This is a genomic window from Ferrovibrio sp., from assembly GCF_046297895.1.
Taxonomy (GTDB): Bacteria; Pseudomonadota; Alphaproteobacteria; order Ferrovibrionales; family Ferrovibrionaceae; genus Ferrovibrio.
Genome location: NZ_JBKBHC010000005.1, coordinates 1 through 12,738, shown reverse-complemented (window position 1 = coordinate 12,738; position 12,738 = coordinate 1). Strand labels below are relative to the sequence as shown.

The window sequence follows — 12,738 nt, the reverse complement described above, 5'->3', positions numbered from 1 at the left end:
CGGTTGCGGCAACAGCCTCCCCTGAATTCGTTCGGGGTGGCCGGCCACGTTGTTCTGTTTACGCGCCGGGTGACATCCGGCGCGAATGATCAGATGCGGCGGCGCTTCGGCGGGCGGCAGCCGTTGTGCGGGATCGGCGTGACGTCGCGGATGCTGGTGATAACGAAGCCGACGGCCTGAAGAGCACGCAGAGCCGACTCACGGCCCGAACCCGGGCCCTTAACCTCGACCTCCAGGGTGCGCACGCCATGCTCGGCAGCACGGCGGCCGGCGACGTCTGCCGCGACCTGGGCGGCATACGGGGTCGACTTGCGCGAGCCTTTGAAGCCCTGGCTGCCTGCCGACGACCAGGCAATGGTATTGCCCTGCGCGTCGGTGATGGTGATCATCGTGTTATTGAACGAAGCGTTCACATGCGCAACGGCAGAGGTGATGTTCTTCTTTTCCTTGCGCCGGGGGCGCGCGGCCTTGTCCTTGACCATGGGTATCCTGCAGTCCTTGGAAAACGGGGTCTAACGGTTTAGCGCGTCGCCTTCTTCTTGCCGGCGATGGCAACCGCCTTGCCCTTGCGGGTACGGGCGTTGGTGTGAGTGCGCTGGCCGCGAACCGGCAGGCCCTTGCGATGACGCAGGCCACGATAGCAGCCCAGATCCATGAGGCGCTTGATGTCCATGGCGATCTCGCGGCGCAGGTCGCCTTCGACCTTGTAGTCGCGGTCAATGGTTTCGCGGATCTGCAGCACCTCGGCATCGGTCAGTTCATTGACCCGACGCTCAGGCGGCAGCCCCACCTTCTCGCAGATTTCTTTCGCCTTCACCCGGCCGATGCCGTAGATGTAGGTCAGTGCGATCACGACCCGCTTGTTGGTCGGAATGTTCACGCCAGCGATACGCGCCACGTTTTTCTCCTCGAATCACACGTTCCGGCCGGCCGGAACGCTCACCTTGGGCAACCCAAAGGCACGAGACAAACCCAACGAAGTCAAAGACTTACGTCGGGGTCTCTGCCTTTTTTTCCTGCTCGCGCCCTTAGCCCAAGGGGCGCGATTATAGAAACTCTCTCTACTCAGTCAACTACTTAAGTGCAATCAGAGCGAGGCCAAAATGCCCTCAATCTGTCGCGTAACCTCGTCGATTTCAGCCATGCCGTCCACCTGCTTCAGAATACCCCGGCCCTCGTAGTATGGCAGGAGCGGCGCGGTCTGTTCATGGTAGGCCTTCAGCCGCGAAACCACGGTATCGGCATTGTCATCGGCCCGTCGGGTGAATTCGGTCGAGCCGCAACGGTCGCAGACGCCGGGCTGCCTGGTCGGCTGGAACTTGTCGTGATATCCGGCGCCACACTTGCCACAGGTGAATCGACCCGTAATTCTTTCAACCAAAACGCTATCATTGACCTTCATTTCAATGACAGCGTCGAGCTTGAGCTTGCGCTCGGCCAGCATCTTGTCCAGGGCCTCGGCCTGTTTGGTCGTACGCGGGAAACCGTCCAGGATGAAGCCCTTCCGGCAGTCCGGCTGATCGATCCGTTCGGCAATGATACCGACTACGATCTCATCCGAAACCAGAGCGCCGCTGTCCATGACGGCCTTGGCCTTCAGGCCGATGGCGGTACCGGCCTTGACCGCAGCCCGCAGCATGTCTCCGGTGGATAGCTGGACAAGGCCCTGATTGGTGGTCAGGCGCTGCGCCTGGGTGCCTTTGCCGGCGCCTGGCGGTCCGAGCAGGATCAGCCTCATTTCCTCGCCCCCCTCAGTTTGGCCTTCTTGATGAGGCCCTCATACTGATGCGCCAGCAGATGCGACTGGATCTGCGCCACGGTATCCATGGTCACGCTGACCACGATCAGCAGCGAAGTGCCACCGAAATAGAACGGTACCGAATACTGCGAGATCAGCAATTCTGGCAGCAAGCAGACAGCCGAGATGTAGATCGCGCCAACCACGGTCAGCCGGGTGAGCACATAGTCGAAATACTCGGCCGTACGCTGCCCCGGGCGGATACCTGGCACGAAACCACCATGCTTCTTCAGGTTATCAGCCGTGTCGTTCGGATTGAACACAACGGAGGTATAGAAGAAGCAGAAGAAAACAATCAGAGCCACATAGGTCGCCATGTAGAGAGGCTGCCCATGGCCGAGCAGAGTGGTGATCGTGGTAACCCAGCCGGGTGCCCCTGAGCCGGCACTGAACTGGGCGACGGTTGCGGGCATCAACAGCAGCGATGAAGCGAAGATCGGCGGTATGACGCCGGAGGTGTTCAGTTTAAGCGGCAGGTGCGAACTCTCACCCCCGAACATGCGGGCGCCCTGCTGACGCTTGGGATATTGCACCAAGATACGGCGCTGGGCCCGCTCCATGAATACGATGAAGGTGATCACGGCAACGATCAGCACCAGCAGGAACAGGATGAAGAACGTGCTGAGAGCACCGGTGCGCCCCAGTTCGAGCGTAGCAGCCAACGCTCGCGGCAATTCGGCAATAATGCCGGCGAAGATGATGAGCGAGATGCCCTGACCGATTCCACGCTGAGTGATCTGCTCACCCAGCCACATCAGGAACATCGTGCCGCCCGTCAGGGTTATAACCGTGGTCAGGCGAAAGAACATCCCTGGGTCGATAACTGCGCCACCGCGGCTACCAGTCATACCCTCCAAACCGACGGCAATGCCATAGGACTGGATCAAAGCCAGAAACACGGTGCCGTAACGGGTGTACTGGTTCAGCTTCTTGCGACCGGCTTCGCCTTCTTTCTTCAAGGCTTCCATATGTGGCGAAACGGCCGTCAGTAGCTGGACAATGATCGAGGCCGAAATATAGGGCATGATGTTCAACGCAAAGATGGTCATGCGCTCGAGCGCGCCACCGGCGAAAACGTTGAACATGCCGAGGATTCCCCCGGCCTGCTGGCGGAAAATGTCCGCCATGATCATGGGATCGATGCCGGGCAGAGGAATATAGGTACCAAGACGGTACACAATCAGTGCGCCGATCGTGAACCAGATGCGCTTCTTCAATTCGGTCGCTTTGGCAAAGGCCCCGAGATTGAGGCTGCCTGCCATGCGTTCCGCTGCCGATGCCATGTCCGAGCCCTAAAAATCCGACCGCGTGAACTTAACAATAAGAACGACGGGGCCCTTGCCCCGTCGTAATCGACCCATGAGGTCTTACTTCTTCTTGCCCTTAGCCTTCTTGTCGGCCTTCGGCTCAGCTTCGGCTTTCGGCGCAATCAGCACAGTGATGCTGCCGCCGGCCTTCTCCACCGCAGACTTGGCGGTCGCCGAAGCGCCGCTGACCGTGATGGTGACCTTCGACTTCAACTCGCCGGTGCCCAGTAGGCGAACGCCGCCAGACTTACGCGAACACAGGCCGGCCGCCTTCAACGCCGCTTCGTCAATCGGCTTGGAGGCGTCGATTTTCTTCTTGTCGATCGCAGCCTGCAGACGGCCAATGTTCACGGTCTCGTAGGAGATCGGATTCAGCGGATTAAAGCCGCGCTTCGGCAGACGACGGTAGATCGGGGTCTGACCGCCTTCAAAGCCCTTGATACTGACGCCGGTACGTGCCTTCTGGCCCTTGACGCCACGACCCGAGGTCTTGCCCTTGCCGGAGCCGATGCCGCGGCCAACGCGCATGCGCTCCTTGCGGGCGCCCGGATTGTCGGCGATCTGATTGAGACGCATGTTGCTAACCCTTCCGCTCGGACCGGCAGATCAATGCCGGCCACTTGTTCCTTAGCCTTCGACCTGTACCAGGTGCTGGACCTTGGCAATCATGCCGCGCACCGAGGGAGTATCCTCCAGCTCACGGGTCTGATTGAGCTTACGCAGGCCAAGGCCGACCAGGGTCTGTTGCTGGTCTACAGTCCGCTTGTTCGCGGACCGGATCCAGGTGACCTTCACAGTCTTACCAGCTGCAGCTTTCGCCTTCGCCATAACCCTTACTCCTCAGTCTCGGGGCGGCGACCGAGGATGTCGCCAACCTTCTTGCCGCGCTTCGCGGCGATGTGACGCGGAGCGTTCAGCTGCTTCAGTGCCTCGAAGGTCGCCTTCACCATGTTGTGCGGGTTCGAGGTACCGAGCGACTTGGTCACCACGTCAGCGACACCAAGGGTTTCGAAAACCGCGCGCATCGGGCCGCCGGCGATGATGCCAGTGCCGGGAGGGGCAGCGCGCAGAACAACCTTGCCAGCGCCATGCCGGCCTTCGATGTCGTGATGCAGAGTGCGGCCTTCGCGCAGGTTCACGCGGATCATGTTGCGCTTGGCGTGTTCGGTCGCCTTGCGGATCGCTTCCGGCACTTCACGGGCCTTGCCCGAACCGTAACCGACGCGGCCCTTCTGATCACCGATCACCACCAGGGCAGCAAAACCAAAGCGACGACCGCCCTTCACCACCTTGGCGACGCGGTTGATGCTGACCAGCTTGTCGACGAGTTCGTTATCGCCGCGCTCGCGGTCCGCACCGCGCTCGCCGCCGCGTTCCCGCTCGCCCCGTTCAGCTCGTTGAGTAGCAGCCATAGTACCCAAACCTTTCTTAGAAATTCAGGCCAGCTTCGCGAGCCGCCTCGGCAAGCGCTTTGACACGCCCGTGATACAGATAGGCACCGCGGTCGAAGGTGACGTCGGTGACACCGGCGGCCTTGGCACGCTCGGCAATCAGCTTGCCGACCTCAGAGGCCGCCTTGCTGTCAGCACCAGTCTTCAGCGAACCGCGAATGCCCGGCTCCAGCGACGAAGCAGCCGCCAGGGTGACACCCTTCACGTCGTCGATGACCTGGGCATAGATATAACGCGACGAGCGATGCACGCTCAGGCGCGGACGACCATGCGCGGCGGCGACGATCCTGGTGCGGTTGCGCTGCTTGCGGCGCTCGTTGAGAGCGTTCAGGCGAGTCTTCTGGCTCATGACGGCATTCCTTACTTCTTCTTGCCTTCCTTGCGCAGGATCGTCTCGTCGACATACTTGATGCCCTTGCCCTTATAGGGCTCGGGCGGCTTGATCGCGCGGATTTCCGCAGCGACCTGGCCGACGAGATGCTTGTCCGCGCCCGAGATCTTGATCGAGGTGGGCTTTTCCACCTTGATCTCGATACCCGCCGGGATCGGATAGATCACTTCATGGCTGAAGCCCATGTTGAGCTGCAGGTTTTTGCCCTGCATCGCCGCACGCAGGCCGACGCCGTTGATTTCAAGTTCGCGGCTGTAGCCGTCTTTGACGCCCTTGACCAGATTGTTCACCAGCGTGCGCTGCATGCCCCACATGGAGCGGGCGCGGCGGGTGGCCTGGCGCGGCTTGACGGTGATCTTATTGTCGGCGAGAGCGACATCGAGATCTTCCACGATGGTGAGCTTCAGCTCACCCTTCGGGCCCTTGGCGGTCAGGGTCTGGCCGGCCAACTGGACCTGCACGCCCTGCGGCACCGGAACCGGATGCTTGCCGATACGCGACATGGTTCAGACTCCTTAGAACACGCGGCAGAGGACTTCGCCGCCAACATTGGCAGCGCGGGCCTCGACATCGGACATCACACCGCGCGGGGTCGACAGGATCGAAATCCCGAGACCGCCACGAACCTTGCCGAGGTCCTTGATCGCCGAATAGACGCGGCGGCCAGGCTTCGAGACGCGGTCGATCGCCTTGATCACCGGCTCGCCCTCGTAATACTTCAGTTCGATGCGCAGGTTACGCTTATTGCCATCTTCCTGCAGCTCATAGCCGCGGATATAGCCTTCCTTCTTCAGCACCTCGAGCACGTTCATACGCAGCTTCGAGGCCGGGGAGGCGATGGTCGCCTTGCCCGCCTGCTGGCCGTTACGGATACGGGCCAGCAGATCGCCCAGGGGATCGGTCAGAGCCATGTGTCTGCTCTCCTTACCAGCTCGACTTGACCATGCCGGGGATCTGGCCGCTCGAGGCCAGTTCACGCAGCATGTTGCGCGACAGTTTCAGCTTGCGATAGGTGCCGCGCGGACGGCCCGTGAGTTCGCAGCGGTTACGCACGCGGATCTTCGCGGAATTGCGCGGCAGTTCGGCCAGCTTCAAGGCCGCCTCGAAACGCTCTTCCGGGGTTACGTTCTTGTTCTTGATCGCGGCCTTGAGCTTGGCGCGCTTGGCCGCGTACTGCGCCGACATCTTGCGGCGGCGCTCGTTTTTCTCGACGGAACTCGTCTTTGCCATATCAGCGGTCCCTTCTCGGCTCAGTTCATGAACGGCATGCGGAAACCGGCCAGCAGGGCCTTGGCCTCCTCGTCCGTCTTCGCCGTGGTGCAGATGATGATGTCCATGCCGCGAGTGGCGTCGACCTTGTCGTAGTTGATCTCCGGGAAGATCAGCTGCTCTTTAAGGCCGAGCGCGTAGTTTCCGCGGCCATCAAAGCTCTTGCCGTTCACGCCGCGGAAATCGCGGACGCGGGGCAGCGCGATGTTAATCAGACGGTCCAAGAACTCGTACATGTGCTCGCGCCGCAGAGTGACCTTGCAGCCAACAGCCTGGCCTTCGCGCAGCTTGAAATTAGCGATCGCCTTGCGGGCCTTGGTCAGAACCGGCTTCTGGCCGGTGATGGCGGCCAGCTCGGCAGCAGCAGCCTGCACCTTCTTAGAGTCCTGGGCAGCTTCGCCTACGCCCATGTTGACGACGATCTTGTCGATCTTCGGCACTTCCATGGGGTTCTTGTAGCCGAATTTCTCGATCAGCTGCTTACGAACCTGGTTTTCGTACATGTCTTTCATGCGCGGATTGGCCATCTCAGCCTCCATCAGCGATCGATGACTTCGCCCGAGCGCTTGGCAAAGCGCACGCGGCGGCCGTCATCAAGGGTTTTCACGCCAACGCGGGTCGGCTTGCCATCCTTCGGGTCGGCCATCATCACGTTGGAAATATGCAGGCCGGCCTCGCGCTCCTCGATGCCGCCGGCCGCAGTCCGGCTCGGCTTGACATGCTTGGTCACCTTGTTGGCGCCTGCGACGACAACGCGATCGGTCAGACGGTTCACGCTCATCACCTCGCCAGTCACGCCTTTGGACCGGCCAGTGATCACGACAACCTTGTCGCCCTTCTTGATCTTAAGCTTCTCAGCCATGGCTCAGAGCACCTCCGGCGCCAGCGAAATGATCTTCATATGGCCCTTGCCACGCAGCTCGCGGGTCACTGGCCCGAAGATACGGGTGCCAATCGGTTCCTGCTGCTTGTTGATGAGCACCGCGGCGTTGCGGTCAAAGCGGATCGCGCTGCCATCGGGGCGGCGGATCTCCTTGGCGGTGCGAACGATGACGGCACGATGCACGTCGCCCTTCTTCACGCGACCGCGCGGAATGGCGTCCTTGACGGACACCACGATGATGTCGCCGACCTGTGCCGTCCGGCGCTTGGCTCCACCCAGCACCTTGATGCACTGGACCCGGCGTGCGCCCGAATTATCGGCGACGTCGAGATTGGTTTCCACTTGGATCATTGGACCTGTACCTCGCTAAATATCTTTGGTGTCTTTAGGAGGCGTTCTCGACGACAACCCACCGCTTCAGCTTCGAGATGGGCCGCGACTCCTGAATCCACACAACCTCGCCCTCCTTACGGGAGTTATTCTCGTCGTGGGCGTGGTAATTCTTCGAACGACGGATGAACTTCTTGTAAACGGGATCCATGATCCGCCGCTCGACCTTGACGACGACGGTCTTGTTGCCCTTGTTGCTCACCACGACGCCCTGCAATACGCGCTTCGGCATCTTTCTCTCCTTACGCCTTGGCCGCCGCCTGCTTGTGCAGGGCGGTACGCACACGGGCGATATCGCGGCGCACCTGGGTGACGCGCGCGGTGTTCTCCAGCTGACCCGTCGCCTTCTGGAAGCGCAGATTGAACTGCTCCTTCTTCAGATCGGCGAGCTTGGTGCTCAGCTCGTCCTTGGTCTTGCCGACCAGTTCCTTGACCTTCATGACTTACGCTCCCTCACCCAGGCGGGTGATGACTTTGGTGCGGATCGGCAGCTTGGCAGCGCCCAGGGCGAAAGCCTCCTTGGCCAGCGCCGCCGGAATGCCGTCAAGTTCGAACATCACGCGGCCCGGCTTGATGCGGCACACCCACAATTCAGGCGAGCCCTTGCCCGAACCCATACGGACTTCGGCCGGCTTCTTCGATACCGGAACATCCGGAAAAACACGGATCCACATGCGGCCCTGGCGCTTGATGTGGCGGGTGATCGCGCGGCGGCAGGCCTCGATCTGACGGGCCGTGACGCGCGCGGGTTCCATCGCCTTCAGGCCAAAAGCACCGAAATTGAGGTCTGTACCGCCCTTGGCGACACCCTTGATGCGGCCCTTAAAGGCCTTACGGAATTTTGTACGCTTCGGTTGCAACATGTCTGGTTACTCCCGGCTCAACCCTGGCGACCCTGATGGCCGGCCGGACCCTGGGCCTGCTCGGCCATACGCTTGTCCTGCGCCATCGGGTCATGGGCCATGATCTCGCCCTTGAACACCCACACCTTCACACCGCACGAGCCATAGGCGGTTTTCGCCGTGGCGCGGGCAAAATCAACATCGGCACGCAGGGTATGCAGCGGCACGCGGCCTTCGCGGTACCACTCGACGCGGGCGATTTCGGCACCGCCAAGGCGGCCACCGCAATTGATGCGGATGCCACCGGCGCCCAGACGCATGGCGGACTGAACCGCGCGCTTCATGGCGCGACGGAAGGCAACGCGACGCTCCAACTGCTGGGCAATGTTCTCAGCCACCAGCTTGGCATCCAGTTCCGGCTTGCGGATCTCGACGATATTCAGGTGCACCTCAGACTTGGTCATCTTGGCCAGGTCGGAGCGCAGCTTTTCAATGTCGGCGCCCTTCTTGCCGATCACCACGCCCGGACGCGCCGAGTGAATGGTGATACGGGCCTTTTTGGCCGGCCGCTCGATGACAATGCGGGCCACGCCAGCCTGGGCCAGGCGCTGCTCCAGATACTTGCGGATCTTCAGATCCTCATGCAGCAGGCCGGCATATTCCTTGTCGCCGGCATACCAGCGGGAATCCCAGGTGCGGTTGATGCCGAGACGGAGCCCGACCGGATTGACTTTCTGACCCATTACGCCTGCTCCCCGCTCTTCGCCTCGGCCTTCTTGGCCTTGGCCGGAGCCTTCTTCTCTTCCTCGCGCTCGCGCACCACGATGGTGATGTGGCTGAACGGCTTCAGGATGCGCGCGCCACGGCCGCGGGCGCGGGCGTGGAAGCGCTTCATGACAAGACCCTTGCCCACGCTGGCTTCGGCAACGACCAGACGGTCGACATCGAGCTGGTGGTTGTTTTCGGCATTGGCAATCGCCGACTGCAGGACCTTCTTGACGTCCTTGGCGATGCGCCGCTTGGAGAAGGTCAGCTCGGAGAGGGCCGATTCAACCCGCTTGCCGCGGATCAGACCGGCCACCACACCCAGCTTGCGGGGGCTAACACGGATGTTGCGCCCCACGGCCATGGCCTCGTTCTCGCCGAGGCGGGATTCGCGCGCCTGCTTGCCCATGGTTACTTCTTCGCCTTCTTGTCAGCGGTGTGGCCGTGGAAGGTGCGGGTCGGCGCGAACTCGCCGAACTTGTGCCCGACCATTTCCTCGGTCACCAGAACCGGGATGAACTTATTGCCGTTATGAACGCCAAAGGTCTGGCCGACGAACTGAGGCATGATCGTCGAGCGCCGCGACCAGGTCTTGATGACCTCCTTGCGGCCCGACGACGCAACCTTGTCGGCCTTCTTCAGCAGATACCCGTCAACAAACGGGCCTTTCCAGACAGAACGTGTCACGATCTACCTCCTAGCCCGATCAGCTATGCTTGCCCGACGGGCGGCGGCGCAGGATCATCTTCTGCGTCCGCTTGTTGTTGCGGGTGCGCTTGCCCTTGGTGTTCTTGCCCCACGGGGTCACCGGATGGCGACCGCCCGAGGTACGACCCTCACCGCCACCATGCGGGTGGTCGATCGGGTTCATGGCAACACCGCGAACGGTCGGACGGATGCCCATCCAGCGCTTGCGACCAGCCTTGCCCAGCTTGGTGTTCTGGTTATCGGGGTTCGACACGGCGCCGATGGTGGCCATGCATTCGGCCTGCACCAGACGCTGCTCGCCCGAAGCCAGGCGAACCAAGGCCATACCCTGATCCTTGCCGACCAATTGCACGAAGCTGCCAGCCGAACGGGCCATCTGACCACCCTTGCCGGGCTTGAGCTCGACGTTGTGGATGATAGTGCCGACCGGAATCGACTTCATCGGCATCGCGTTGCCCGGCTTGATATCGGCCTTCTCGCCGGCCACCACGCGGTCGCCAGCCTTTAGGCGCTGCGGGGCCAGGATGTAGGACAACTCACCGTCATCGTACTTGATCAGCGCGATGAACGCGGTGCGGTTCGGGTCATACTCGATCCGCTCGACGGTGGCACCGATGTCGAACTTGCGGCGCTTGAAGTCGACCATACGGTAGCGGCGCTTGTGGCCGCCGCCAATATGGCGGGTGGTGATACGACCGAAATGGTTGCGGCCGCCAGTCTTCTTCAGGCCCTCGGTCAGTTCCTTGACCGGGCGGCCCTTGTGGAGCTGCGAGCGGTCGATCAGCACGAGGCCGCGGGTCGACGGCGTAACCGGCTTGTAAGTCTTCAATGCCATGGCTTTAGATCCCCGTCGTCACGTCGATCTTGTGGCCGTCGGCGAGGGTGATCATCGCCTTCTTCCAGTCCGAGCGCTGGCCCGGCTCGCCACGAAACATCTTGGTCTTGCCCTTTGCGCGCAGGGTATTGACCGCCTTCACCTTGACCTTGAACAGCGCCTCGACGGCGGCCTTGATCTGCGGCTTGGTGGCGGTCAGCGGCACCTTGAAGGTGACCTGGTTGTACTCGGAGGTACGGGTCGCCTTCTCGGTGATCACCGGCGCGAGGATCACGTCGTAGTGATTGATATTGCTCATTTCAGGCGAGCCTCCAGAGCCTCGACCGCGGCCTTGGTCAGAACCAGGGTGTCGCGGCGCAGGATGTCGTACACATTGGCGCCCTGCTCCGGCAGCACATCGACATGGCGGAGCGAACGCACGGCGCGGGCGAAGTTCTCGTCCAGCGTCTTGCCGTCGATGACCAGCGCGCTCTCCAGGCCCAGGCCCTTCAGCTTGCCAGCCAGTTCCTTGGTCTTGCCAACCTGCAGAACGGCGTTATCGACAACCTTCAGCTTGCCCTCGGCCAGCTTGGTCGACAGCGCGGTCTTCAGCGCGAGCTTGCGGACCTTCTTGGGCAGGTCGATCGCGTGACTGTGCGGAACCGGGCCAAAGGCTTTGCCGCCACCGCGGAACTGCGGTGCGCGGATGCCGCCGTGGCGGGCGCCGCCACTGCCCTTCTGGTTGACGATCTTGCGGGTCGAGCCGGCAACCTCGCCATAGGTCTTGGTCTTGTGGGTGCCCTGCTGGCGCTTGGCAAGCTGCCAGATCACGTAACGCTGCAGCAGGTCGGCGCGCGGTGGCAGGCCGAACACGGCCTTGGACAGCGAAAGCTTGCCTGAGTCCTTGTTCTCCAGCGTGGTCACCGCGACTTCGATGGTATCGGCCATGATGCTATACCCTTACTTCGCAGCGGCCTTGAGGGCGGCCGGCATCGGCAGGTCCTTCGCGCGCGGCTTCTTCACCGCATCGCGAACGACGACATACTGACCCTCGGAGCCCGGAACGCTGCCCTTGATCATGATCAGGCCACGCGCGGCATCCGTACGCACCACCTGCAGGTTCTGCTGGGTGCGGTTACGGTCGCCCATATGGCCGGCCATCTTCTTGCCCTTGAACACCTTGCCCGGATCCTGGCGCTGGCCAGTCGAACCATGGCTGCGGTGGCTGATCGAGACGCCGTGGGAGGCTTCAAGACCGCGGAAATTGTGGCGCTTCATGACGCCGGCGAAGCCCTTGCCGATGGTCGAGCCCGACACATCGACATATTGGCCGACGACGAAATGCTCGACCGACAACTCGGCACCGACATCAACCAATGCATCGGCCGGAACGCGGAACTCGACGAGCTTGCGCTTCGGCTCGACGCTAGCCTTGGCAAAATGCCCGCGCAGCGCCTTCGAAACATTCTTCGGCTTAGCCGCCTCGACGCCGAGCTGGATGGCCGTGTAGCCGTCCTTTTCCTCGGTGCGCTGCGCCACCACCTGGCAGTTGTCCACCTTCAGCACGGTAACCGGCACATGCGTGCCGTCCTCCGTGAACAGCCGGGTCATCCCCAGCTTGCGTGCAACCAATCCGGTCCGCATGGGTTCGCTTCCCTTACAGCTTGATCTCGACATCCACGCCGGCGGCGAGGTCGAGCTTCATCAGCGCGTCCACCGTCTGCGGGGTCGGGTCGACGATGTCGAGCAACCGCTTGTGAGTGCGGATCTCGAACTGCTCGCGCGACTTCTTGTCGACGTGCGGCGAACGGTTCACCGTGAACCGCTCGATATGGGTCGGCAGCGGGATTGGACCCCGCACGCGGGCACCCGTACGCTTGGCAGTGCTGACGATCTCGCTGGTGCTCTGGTCGAGCACGCGATGATCGAACGCCTTCAGACGGATGCGGATGTTTTGACTGTCCATGGTCCTCTGTCCCAGCTAGACGGCGTCGCTTAGGCGATGATCTTGGCGACGACGCCGGCGCCGACGGTGCGGCCGCCTTCGCGGATGGCGAAGCGCAGGCCCTCGTCCATGGCGATCGGCGCGATCAGCTCGACGTCCATCGCCACGTTGTCGC

General features: G+C 62.0%; 25 protein-coding genes and 1 pseudogene. All 26 read right to left on the bottom strand.

Annotated elements, in window-relative coordinates:
* Positions 1–89: 89 nt before the first annotated feature.
* A complete protein-coding gene (rpsK, locus tag ACK4FK_RS09215; RefSeq protein ID WP_298727782.1) occupies positions 90–482 on the bottom strand; it encodes a 30S ribosomal protein S11 in 393 nt (130 codons plus the stop codon).
* A 38-nt stretch (positions 483–520) separates the two neighbouring features.
* A complete protein-coding gene (gene rpsM / locus ACK4FK_RS09210) occupies positions 521–898 on the bottom strand; it encodes a 30S ribosomal protein S13 (protein ID WP_300296592.1) in 378 nt (125 codons plus the stop codon).
* Between the two features lie 189 nt (positions 899–1,087).
* A complete protein-coding gene (locus tag ACK4FK_RS09205; RefSeq protein WP_409744250.1) occupies positions 1,088–1,738 on the bottom strand; it encodes an adenylate kinase in 651 nt (216 codons plus the stop codon).
* Positions 1,735–3,081 (bottom strand): preprotein translocase subunit SecY, encoded by a 1,347-nt coding sequence (gene secY / locus ACK4FK_RS09200; protein ID WP_409744248.1) that lies wholly within the window; start codon positions 3,079–3,081, stop codon positions 1,735–1,737. Before secY ends, ACK4FK_RS09205 begins: the two co-directional genes overlap by 4 nt.
* 84 nt (positions 3,082–3,165) lie before the next feature.
* On the bottom strand, positions 3,166–3,681 hold the full coding sequence (rplO, locus tag ACK4FK_RS09195) for a 50S ribosomal protein L15 (RefSeq protein ID WP_409744245.1): 516 nt from the start codon (positions 3,679–3,681) through the stop codon (positions 3,166–3,168).
* Between the two features lie 51 nt (positions 3,682–3,732).
* Entirely contained in the window at positions 3,733–3,933 is a 201-nt protein-coding gene (gene rpmD / locus ACK4FK_RS09190) for a 50S ribosomal protein L30 (RefSeq protein WP_409744242.1), read from the bottom strand.
* Between the two features lie 5 nt (positions 3,934–3,938).
* Complete coding sequence (gene rpsE / locus ACK4FK_RS09185) at positions 3,939–4,517, bottom strand: 30S ribosomal protein S5 (protein ID WP_409744239.1); 579 nt, start codon at positions 4,515–4,517, stop codon at positions 3,939–3,941.
* A 16-nt stretch (positions 4,518–4,533) separates the two neighbouring features.
* The gene (gene rplR, locus ACK4FK_RS09180) at positions 4,534–4,905 is read right to left on the bottom strand and encodes a 50S ribosomal protein L18 (RefSeq protein WP_409744236.1); all 372 of its coding nucleotides are present in this window, start codon (positions 4,903–4,905) and stop codon (positions 4,534–4,536) included.
* Positions 4,906–4,916: 11 nt separating this feature from the next.
* The gene (gene rplF / locus ACK4FK_RS09175; protein ID WP_409744234.1) at positions 4,917–5,450 is read right to left on the bottom strand and encodes a 50S ribosomal protein L6; all 534 of its coding nucleotides are present in this window, start codon (positions 5,448–5,450) and stop codon (positions 4,917–4,919) included.
* A 12-nt stretch (positions 5,451–5,462) separates the two neighbouring features.
* Positions 5,463–5,858 (bottom strand): 30S ribosomal protein S8, encoded by a 396-nt coding sequence (gene rpsH / locus ACK4FK_RS09170; RefSeq protein ID WP_409744232.1) that lies wholly within the window; start codon positions 5,856–5,858, stop codon positions 5,463–5,465.
* Positions 5,859–5,871: 13 nt separating this feature from the next.
* The gene (gene rpsN / locus ACK4FK_RS09165) at positions 5,872–6,177 is read right to left on the bottom strand and encodes a 30S ribosomal protein S14 (protein WP_409744229.1); all 306 of its coding nucleotides are present in this window, start codon (positions 6,175–6,177) and stop codon (positions 5,872–5,874) included.
* 20 nt (positions 6,178–6,197) lie between these two features.
* A complete protein-coding gene (rplE, locus tag ACK4FK_RS09160; protein WP_409745012.1) occupies positions 6,198–6,728 on the bottom strand; it encodes a 50S ribosomal protein L5 in 531 nt (176 codons plus the stop codon).
* Positions 6,729–6,754: 26 nt separating this feature from the next.
* Positions 6,755–7,078 (bottom strand): 50S ribosomal protein L24, encoded by a 324-nt coding sequence (gene rplX, locus ACK4FK_RS09155; protein WP_409744226.1) that lies wholly within the window; start codon positions 7,076–7,078, stop codon positions 6,755–6,757.
* A gap of 3 nt (positions 7,079–7,081) precedes the next feature.
* Positions 7,082–7,450, bottom strand: a complete 369-nt coding sequence (gene rplN / locus ACK4FK_RS09150; RefSeq protein WP_374304712.1) for a 50S ribosomal protein L14 — start codon at positions 7,448–7,450, stop codon at positions 7,082–7,084.
* Positions 7,451–7,484: 34 nt separating this feature from the next.
* The gene (gene rpsQ / locus ACK4FK_RS09145) at positions 7,485–7,721 is read right to left on the bottom strand and encodes a 30S ribosomal protein S17 (RefSeq protein ID WP_409744222.1); all 237 of its coding nucleotides are present in this window, start codon (positions 7,719–7,721) and stop codon (positions 7,485–7,487) included.
* Between the two features lie 10 nt (positions 7,722–7,731).
* Entirely contained in the window at positions 7,732–7,929 is a 198-nt protein-coding gene (rpmC, locus tag ACK4FK_RS09140) for a 50S ribosomal protein L29 (RefSeq protein ID WP_409744219.1), read from the bottom strand.
* 3 nt (positions 7,930–7,932) lie between these two features.
* A complete protein-coding gene (gene rplP, locus ACK4FK_RS09135; protein ID WP_409744215.1) occupies positions 7,933–8,352 on the bottom strand; it encodes a 50S ribosomal protein L16 in 420 nt (139 codons plus the stop codon).
* A 17-nt stretch (positions 8,353–8,369) separates the two neighbouring features.
* The gene (gene rpsC, locus ACK4FK_RS09130) at positions 8,370–9,074 is read right to left on the bottom strand and encodes a 30S ribosomal protein S3 (RefSeq protein ID WP_409744212.1); all 705 of its coding nucleotides are present in this window, start codon (positions 9,072–9,074) and stop codon (positions 8,370–8,372) included.
* Positions 9,074–9,505 (bottom strand): 50S ribosomal protein L22, encoded by a 432-nt coding sequence (gene rplV / locus ACK4FK_RS09125; protein ID WP_409744209.1) that lies wholly within the window; start codon positions 9,503–9,505, stop codon positions 9,074–9,076. The genes rpsC and rplV overlap by 1 nt, the downstream gene beginning before the upstream one ends.
* Positions 9,506–9,507: 2 nt before the next feature.
* Positions 9,508–9,783 (bottom strand): 30S ribosomal protein S19, encoded by a 276-nt coding sequence (gene rpsS, locus ACK4FK_RS09120; RefSeq protein WP_409744206.1) that lies wholly within the window; start codon positions 9,781–9,783, stop codon positions 9,508–9,510.
* Between the two features lie 19 nt (positions 9,784–9,802).
* Positions 9,803–10,639 (bottom strand): 50S ribosomal protein L2, encoded by an 837-nt coding sequence (rplB, locus tag ACK4FK_RS09115; RefSeq protein ID WP_374304707.1) that lies wholly within the window; start codon positions 10,637–10,639, stop codon positions 9,803–9,805.
* 4 nt (positions 10,640–10,643) lie between these two features.
* Positions 10,644–10,937 (bottom strand): 50S ribosomal protein L23, encoded by a 294-nt coding sequence (locus ACK4FK_RS09110; RefSeq protein WP_409744203.1) that lies wholly within the window; start codon positions 10,935–10,937, stop codon positions 10,644–10,646.
* Positions 10,934–11,554, bottom strand: a complete 621-nt coding sequence (gene rplD, locus ACK4FK_RS09105) for a 50S ribosomal protein L4 (RefSeq protein WP_409745011.1) — start codon at positions 11,552–11,554, stop codon at positions 10,934–10,936. The genes ACK4FK_RS09110 and rplD overlap by 4 nt, the downstream gene beginning before the upstream one ends.
* Positions 11,555–11,578: 24 nt before the next feature.
* A complete protein-coding gene (gene rplC, locus ACK4FK_RS09100; RefSeq protein WP_409744200.1) occupies positions 11,579–12,262 on the bottom strand; it encodes a 50S ribosomal protein L3 in 684 nt (227 codons plus the stop codon).
* A 13-nt stretch (positions 12,263–12,275) separates the two neighbouring features.
* Positions 12,276–12,584 carry a 30S ribosomal protein S10 gene (rpsJ, locus tag ACK4FK_RS09095; RefSeq protein WP_144257943.1) on the bottom strand — a complete coding sequence of 103 codons (309 nt, stop codon included), beginning with the start codon at positions 12,582–12,584 and terminating at the stop codon, positions 12,276–12,278.
* A 29-nt stretch (positions 12,585–12,613) separates the two neighbouring features.
* A pseudogene (gene tuf / locus ACK4FK_RS09090) lies at positions 12,614–12,738 on the bottom strand (elongation factor Tu); the annotation flags it as partial.

What these genes read in the sequence shown, in the direction of transcription:
- rpsK (WP_298727782.1), bottom strand. Translation starts at nt 482, where the DNA reads ATGGTCAAGGACAAGGCCGCGCGCCCCCGGCGCAAGGAAAAGAAGAAC.
- ACK4FK_RS09205 (WP_409744250.1), bottom strand. Translation starts at nt 1,738, where the DNA reads ATGAGGCTGATCCTGCTCGGACCGCCAGGCGCCGGCAAAGGCACCCAG.
- secY (WP_409744248.1), bottom strand. Translation starts at nt 3,081, where the DNA reads ATGGCATCGGCAGCGGAACGCATGGCAGGCAGCCTCAATCTCGGGGCC.
- rplO (WP_409744245.1), bottom strand. Translation starts at nt 3,681, where the DNA reads ATGCGTCTCAATCAGATCGCCGACAATCCGGGCGCCCGCAAGGAGCGC.
- rpmD (WP_409744242.1), bottom strand. Translation starts at nt 3,933, where the DNA reads ATGGCGAAGGCGAAAGCTGCAGCTGGTAAGACTGTGAAGGTCACCTGG.
- rpsE (WP_409744239.1), bottom strand. Translation starts at nt 4,517, where the DNA reads ATGGCTGCTACTCAACGAGCTGAACGGGGCGAGCGGGAACGCGGCGGC.
- rplR (WP_409744236.1), bottom strand. Translation starts at nt 4,905, where the DNA reads ATGAGCCAGAAGACTCGCCTGAACGCTCTCAACGAGCGCCGCAAGCAG.
- rplF (WP_409744234.1), bottom strand. Translation starts at nt 5,450, where the DNA reads ATGTCGCGTATCGGCAAGCATCCGGTTCCGGTGCCGCAGGGCGTGCAG.
- rpsH (WP_409744232.1), bottom strand. Translation starts at nt 5,858, where the DNA reads ATGGCTCTGACCGATCCCCTGGGCGATCTGCTGGCCCGTATCCGTAAC.
- rpsN (WP_409744229.1), bottom strand. Translation starts at nt 6,177, where the DNA reads ATGGCAAAGACGAGTTCCGTCGAGAAAAACGAGCGCCGCCGCAAGATG.
- rplE (WP_409745012.1), bottom strand. Translation starts at nt 6,728, where the DNA reads ATGAAAGACATGTACGAAAACCAGGTTCGTAAGCAGCTGATCGAGAAA.
- rplX (WP_409744226.1), bottom strand. Translation starts at nt 7,078, where the DNA reads ATGGCTGAGAAGCTTAAGATCAAGAAGGGCGACAAGGTTGTCGTGATC.
- rplN (WP_374304712.1), bottom strand. Translation starts at nt 7,450, where the DNA reads ATGATCCAAGTGGAAACCAATCTCGACGTCGCCGATAATTCGGGCGCA.
- rpsQ (WP_409744222.1), bottom strand. Translation starts at nt 7,721, where the DNA reads ATGCCGAAGCGCGTATTGCAGGGCGTCGTGGTGAGCAACAAGGGCAAC.
- rpmC (WP_409744219.1), bottom strand. Translation starts at nt 7,929, where the DNA reads ATGAAGGTCAAGGAACTGGTCGGCAAGACCAAGGACGAGCTGAGCACC.
- rplP (WP_409744215.1), bottom strand. Translation starts at nt 8,352, where the DNA reads ATGTTGCAACCGAAGCGTACAAAATTCCGTAAGGCCTTTAAGGGCCGC.
- rpsC (WP_409744212.1), bottom strand. Translation starts at nt 9,074, where the DNA reads ATGGGTCAGAAAGTCAATCCGGTCGGGCTCCGTCTCGGCATCAACCGC.
- rplV (WP_409744209.1), bottom strand. Translation starts at nt 9,505, where the DNA reads ATGGGCAAGCAGGCGCGCGAATCCCGCCTCGGCGAGAACGAGGCCATG.
- rplB (WP_374304707.1), bottom strand. Translation starts at nt 10,639, where the DNA reads ATGGCATTGAAGACTTACAAGCCGGTTACGCCGTCGACCCGCGGCCTC.
- ACK4FK_RS09110 (WP_409744203.1), bottom strand. Translation starts at nt 10,937, where the DNA reads ATGAGCAATATCAATCACTACGACGTGATCCTCGCGCCGGTGATCACC.
- rplC (WP_409744200.1), bottom strand. Translation starts at nt 12,262, where the DNA reads ATGCGGACCGGATTGGTTGCACGCAAGCTGGGGATGACCCGGCTGTTC.
- rpsJ (WP_144257943.1), bottom strand. Translation starts at nt 12,584, where the DNA reads ATGGACAGTCAAAACATCCGCATCCGTCTGAAGGCGTTCGATCATCGC.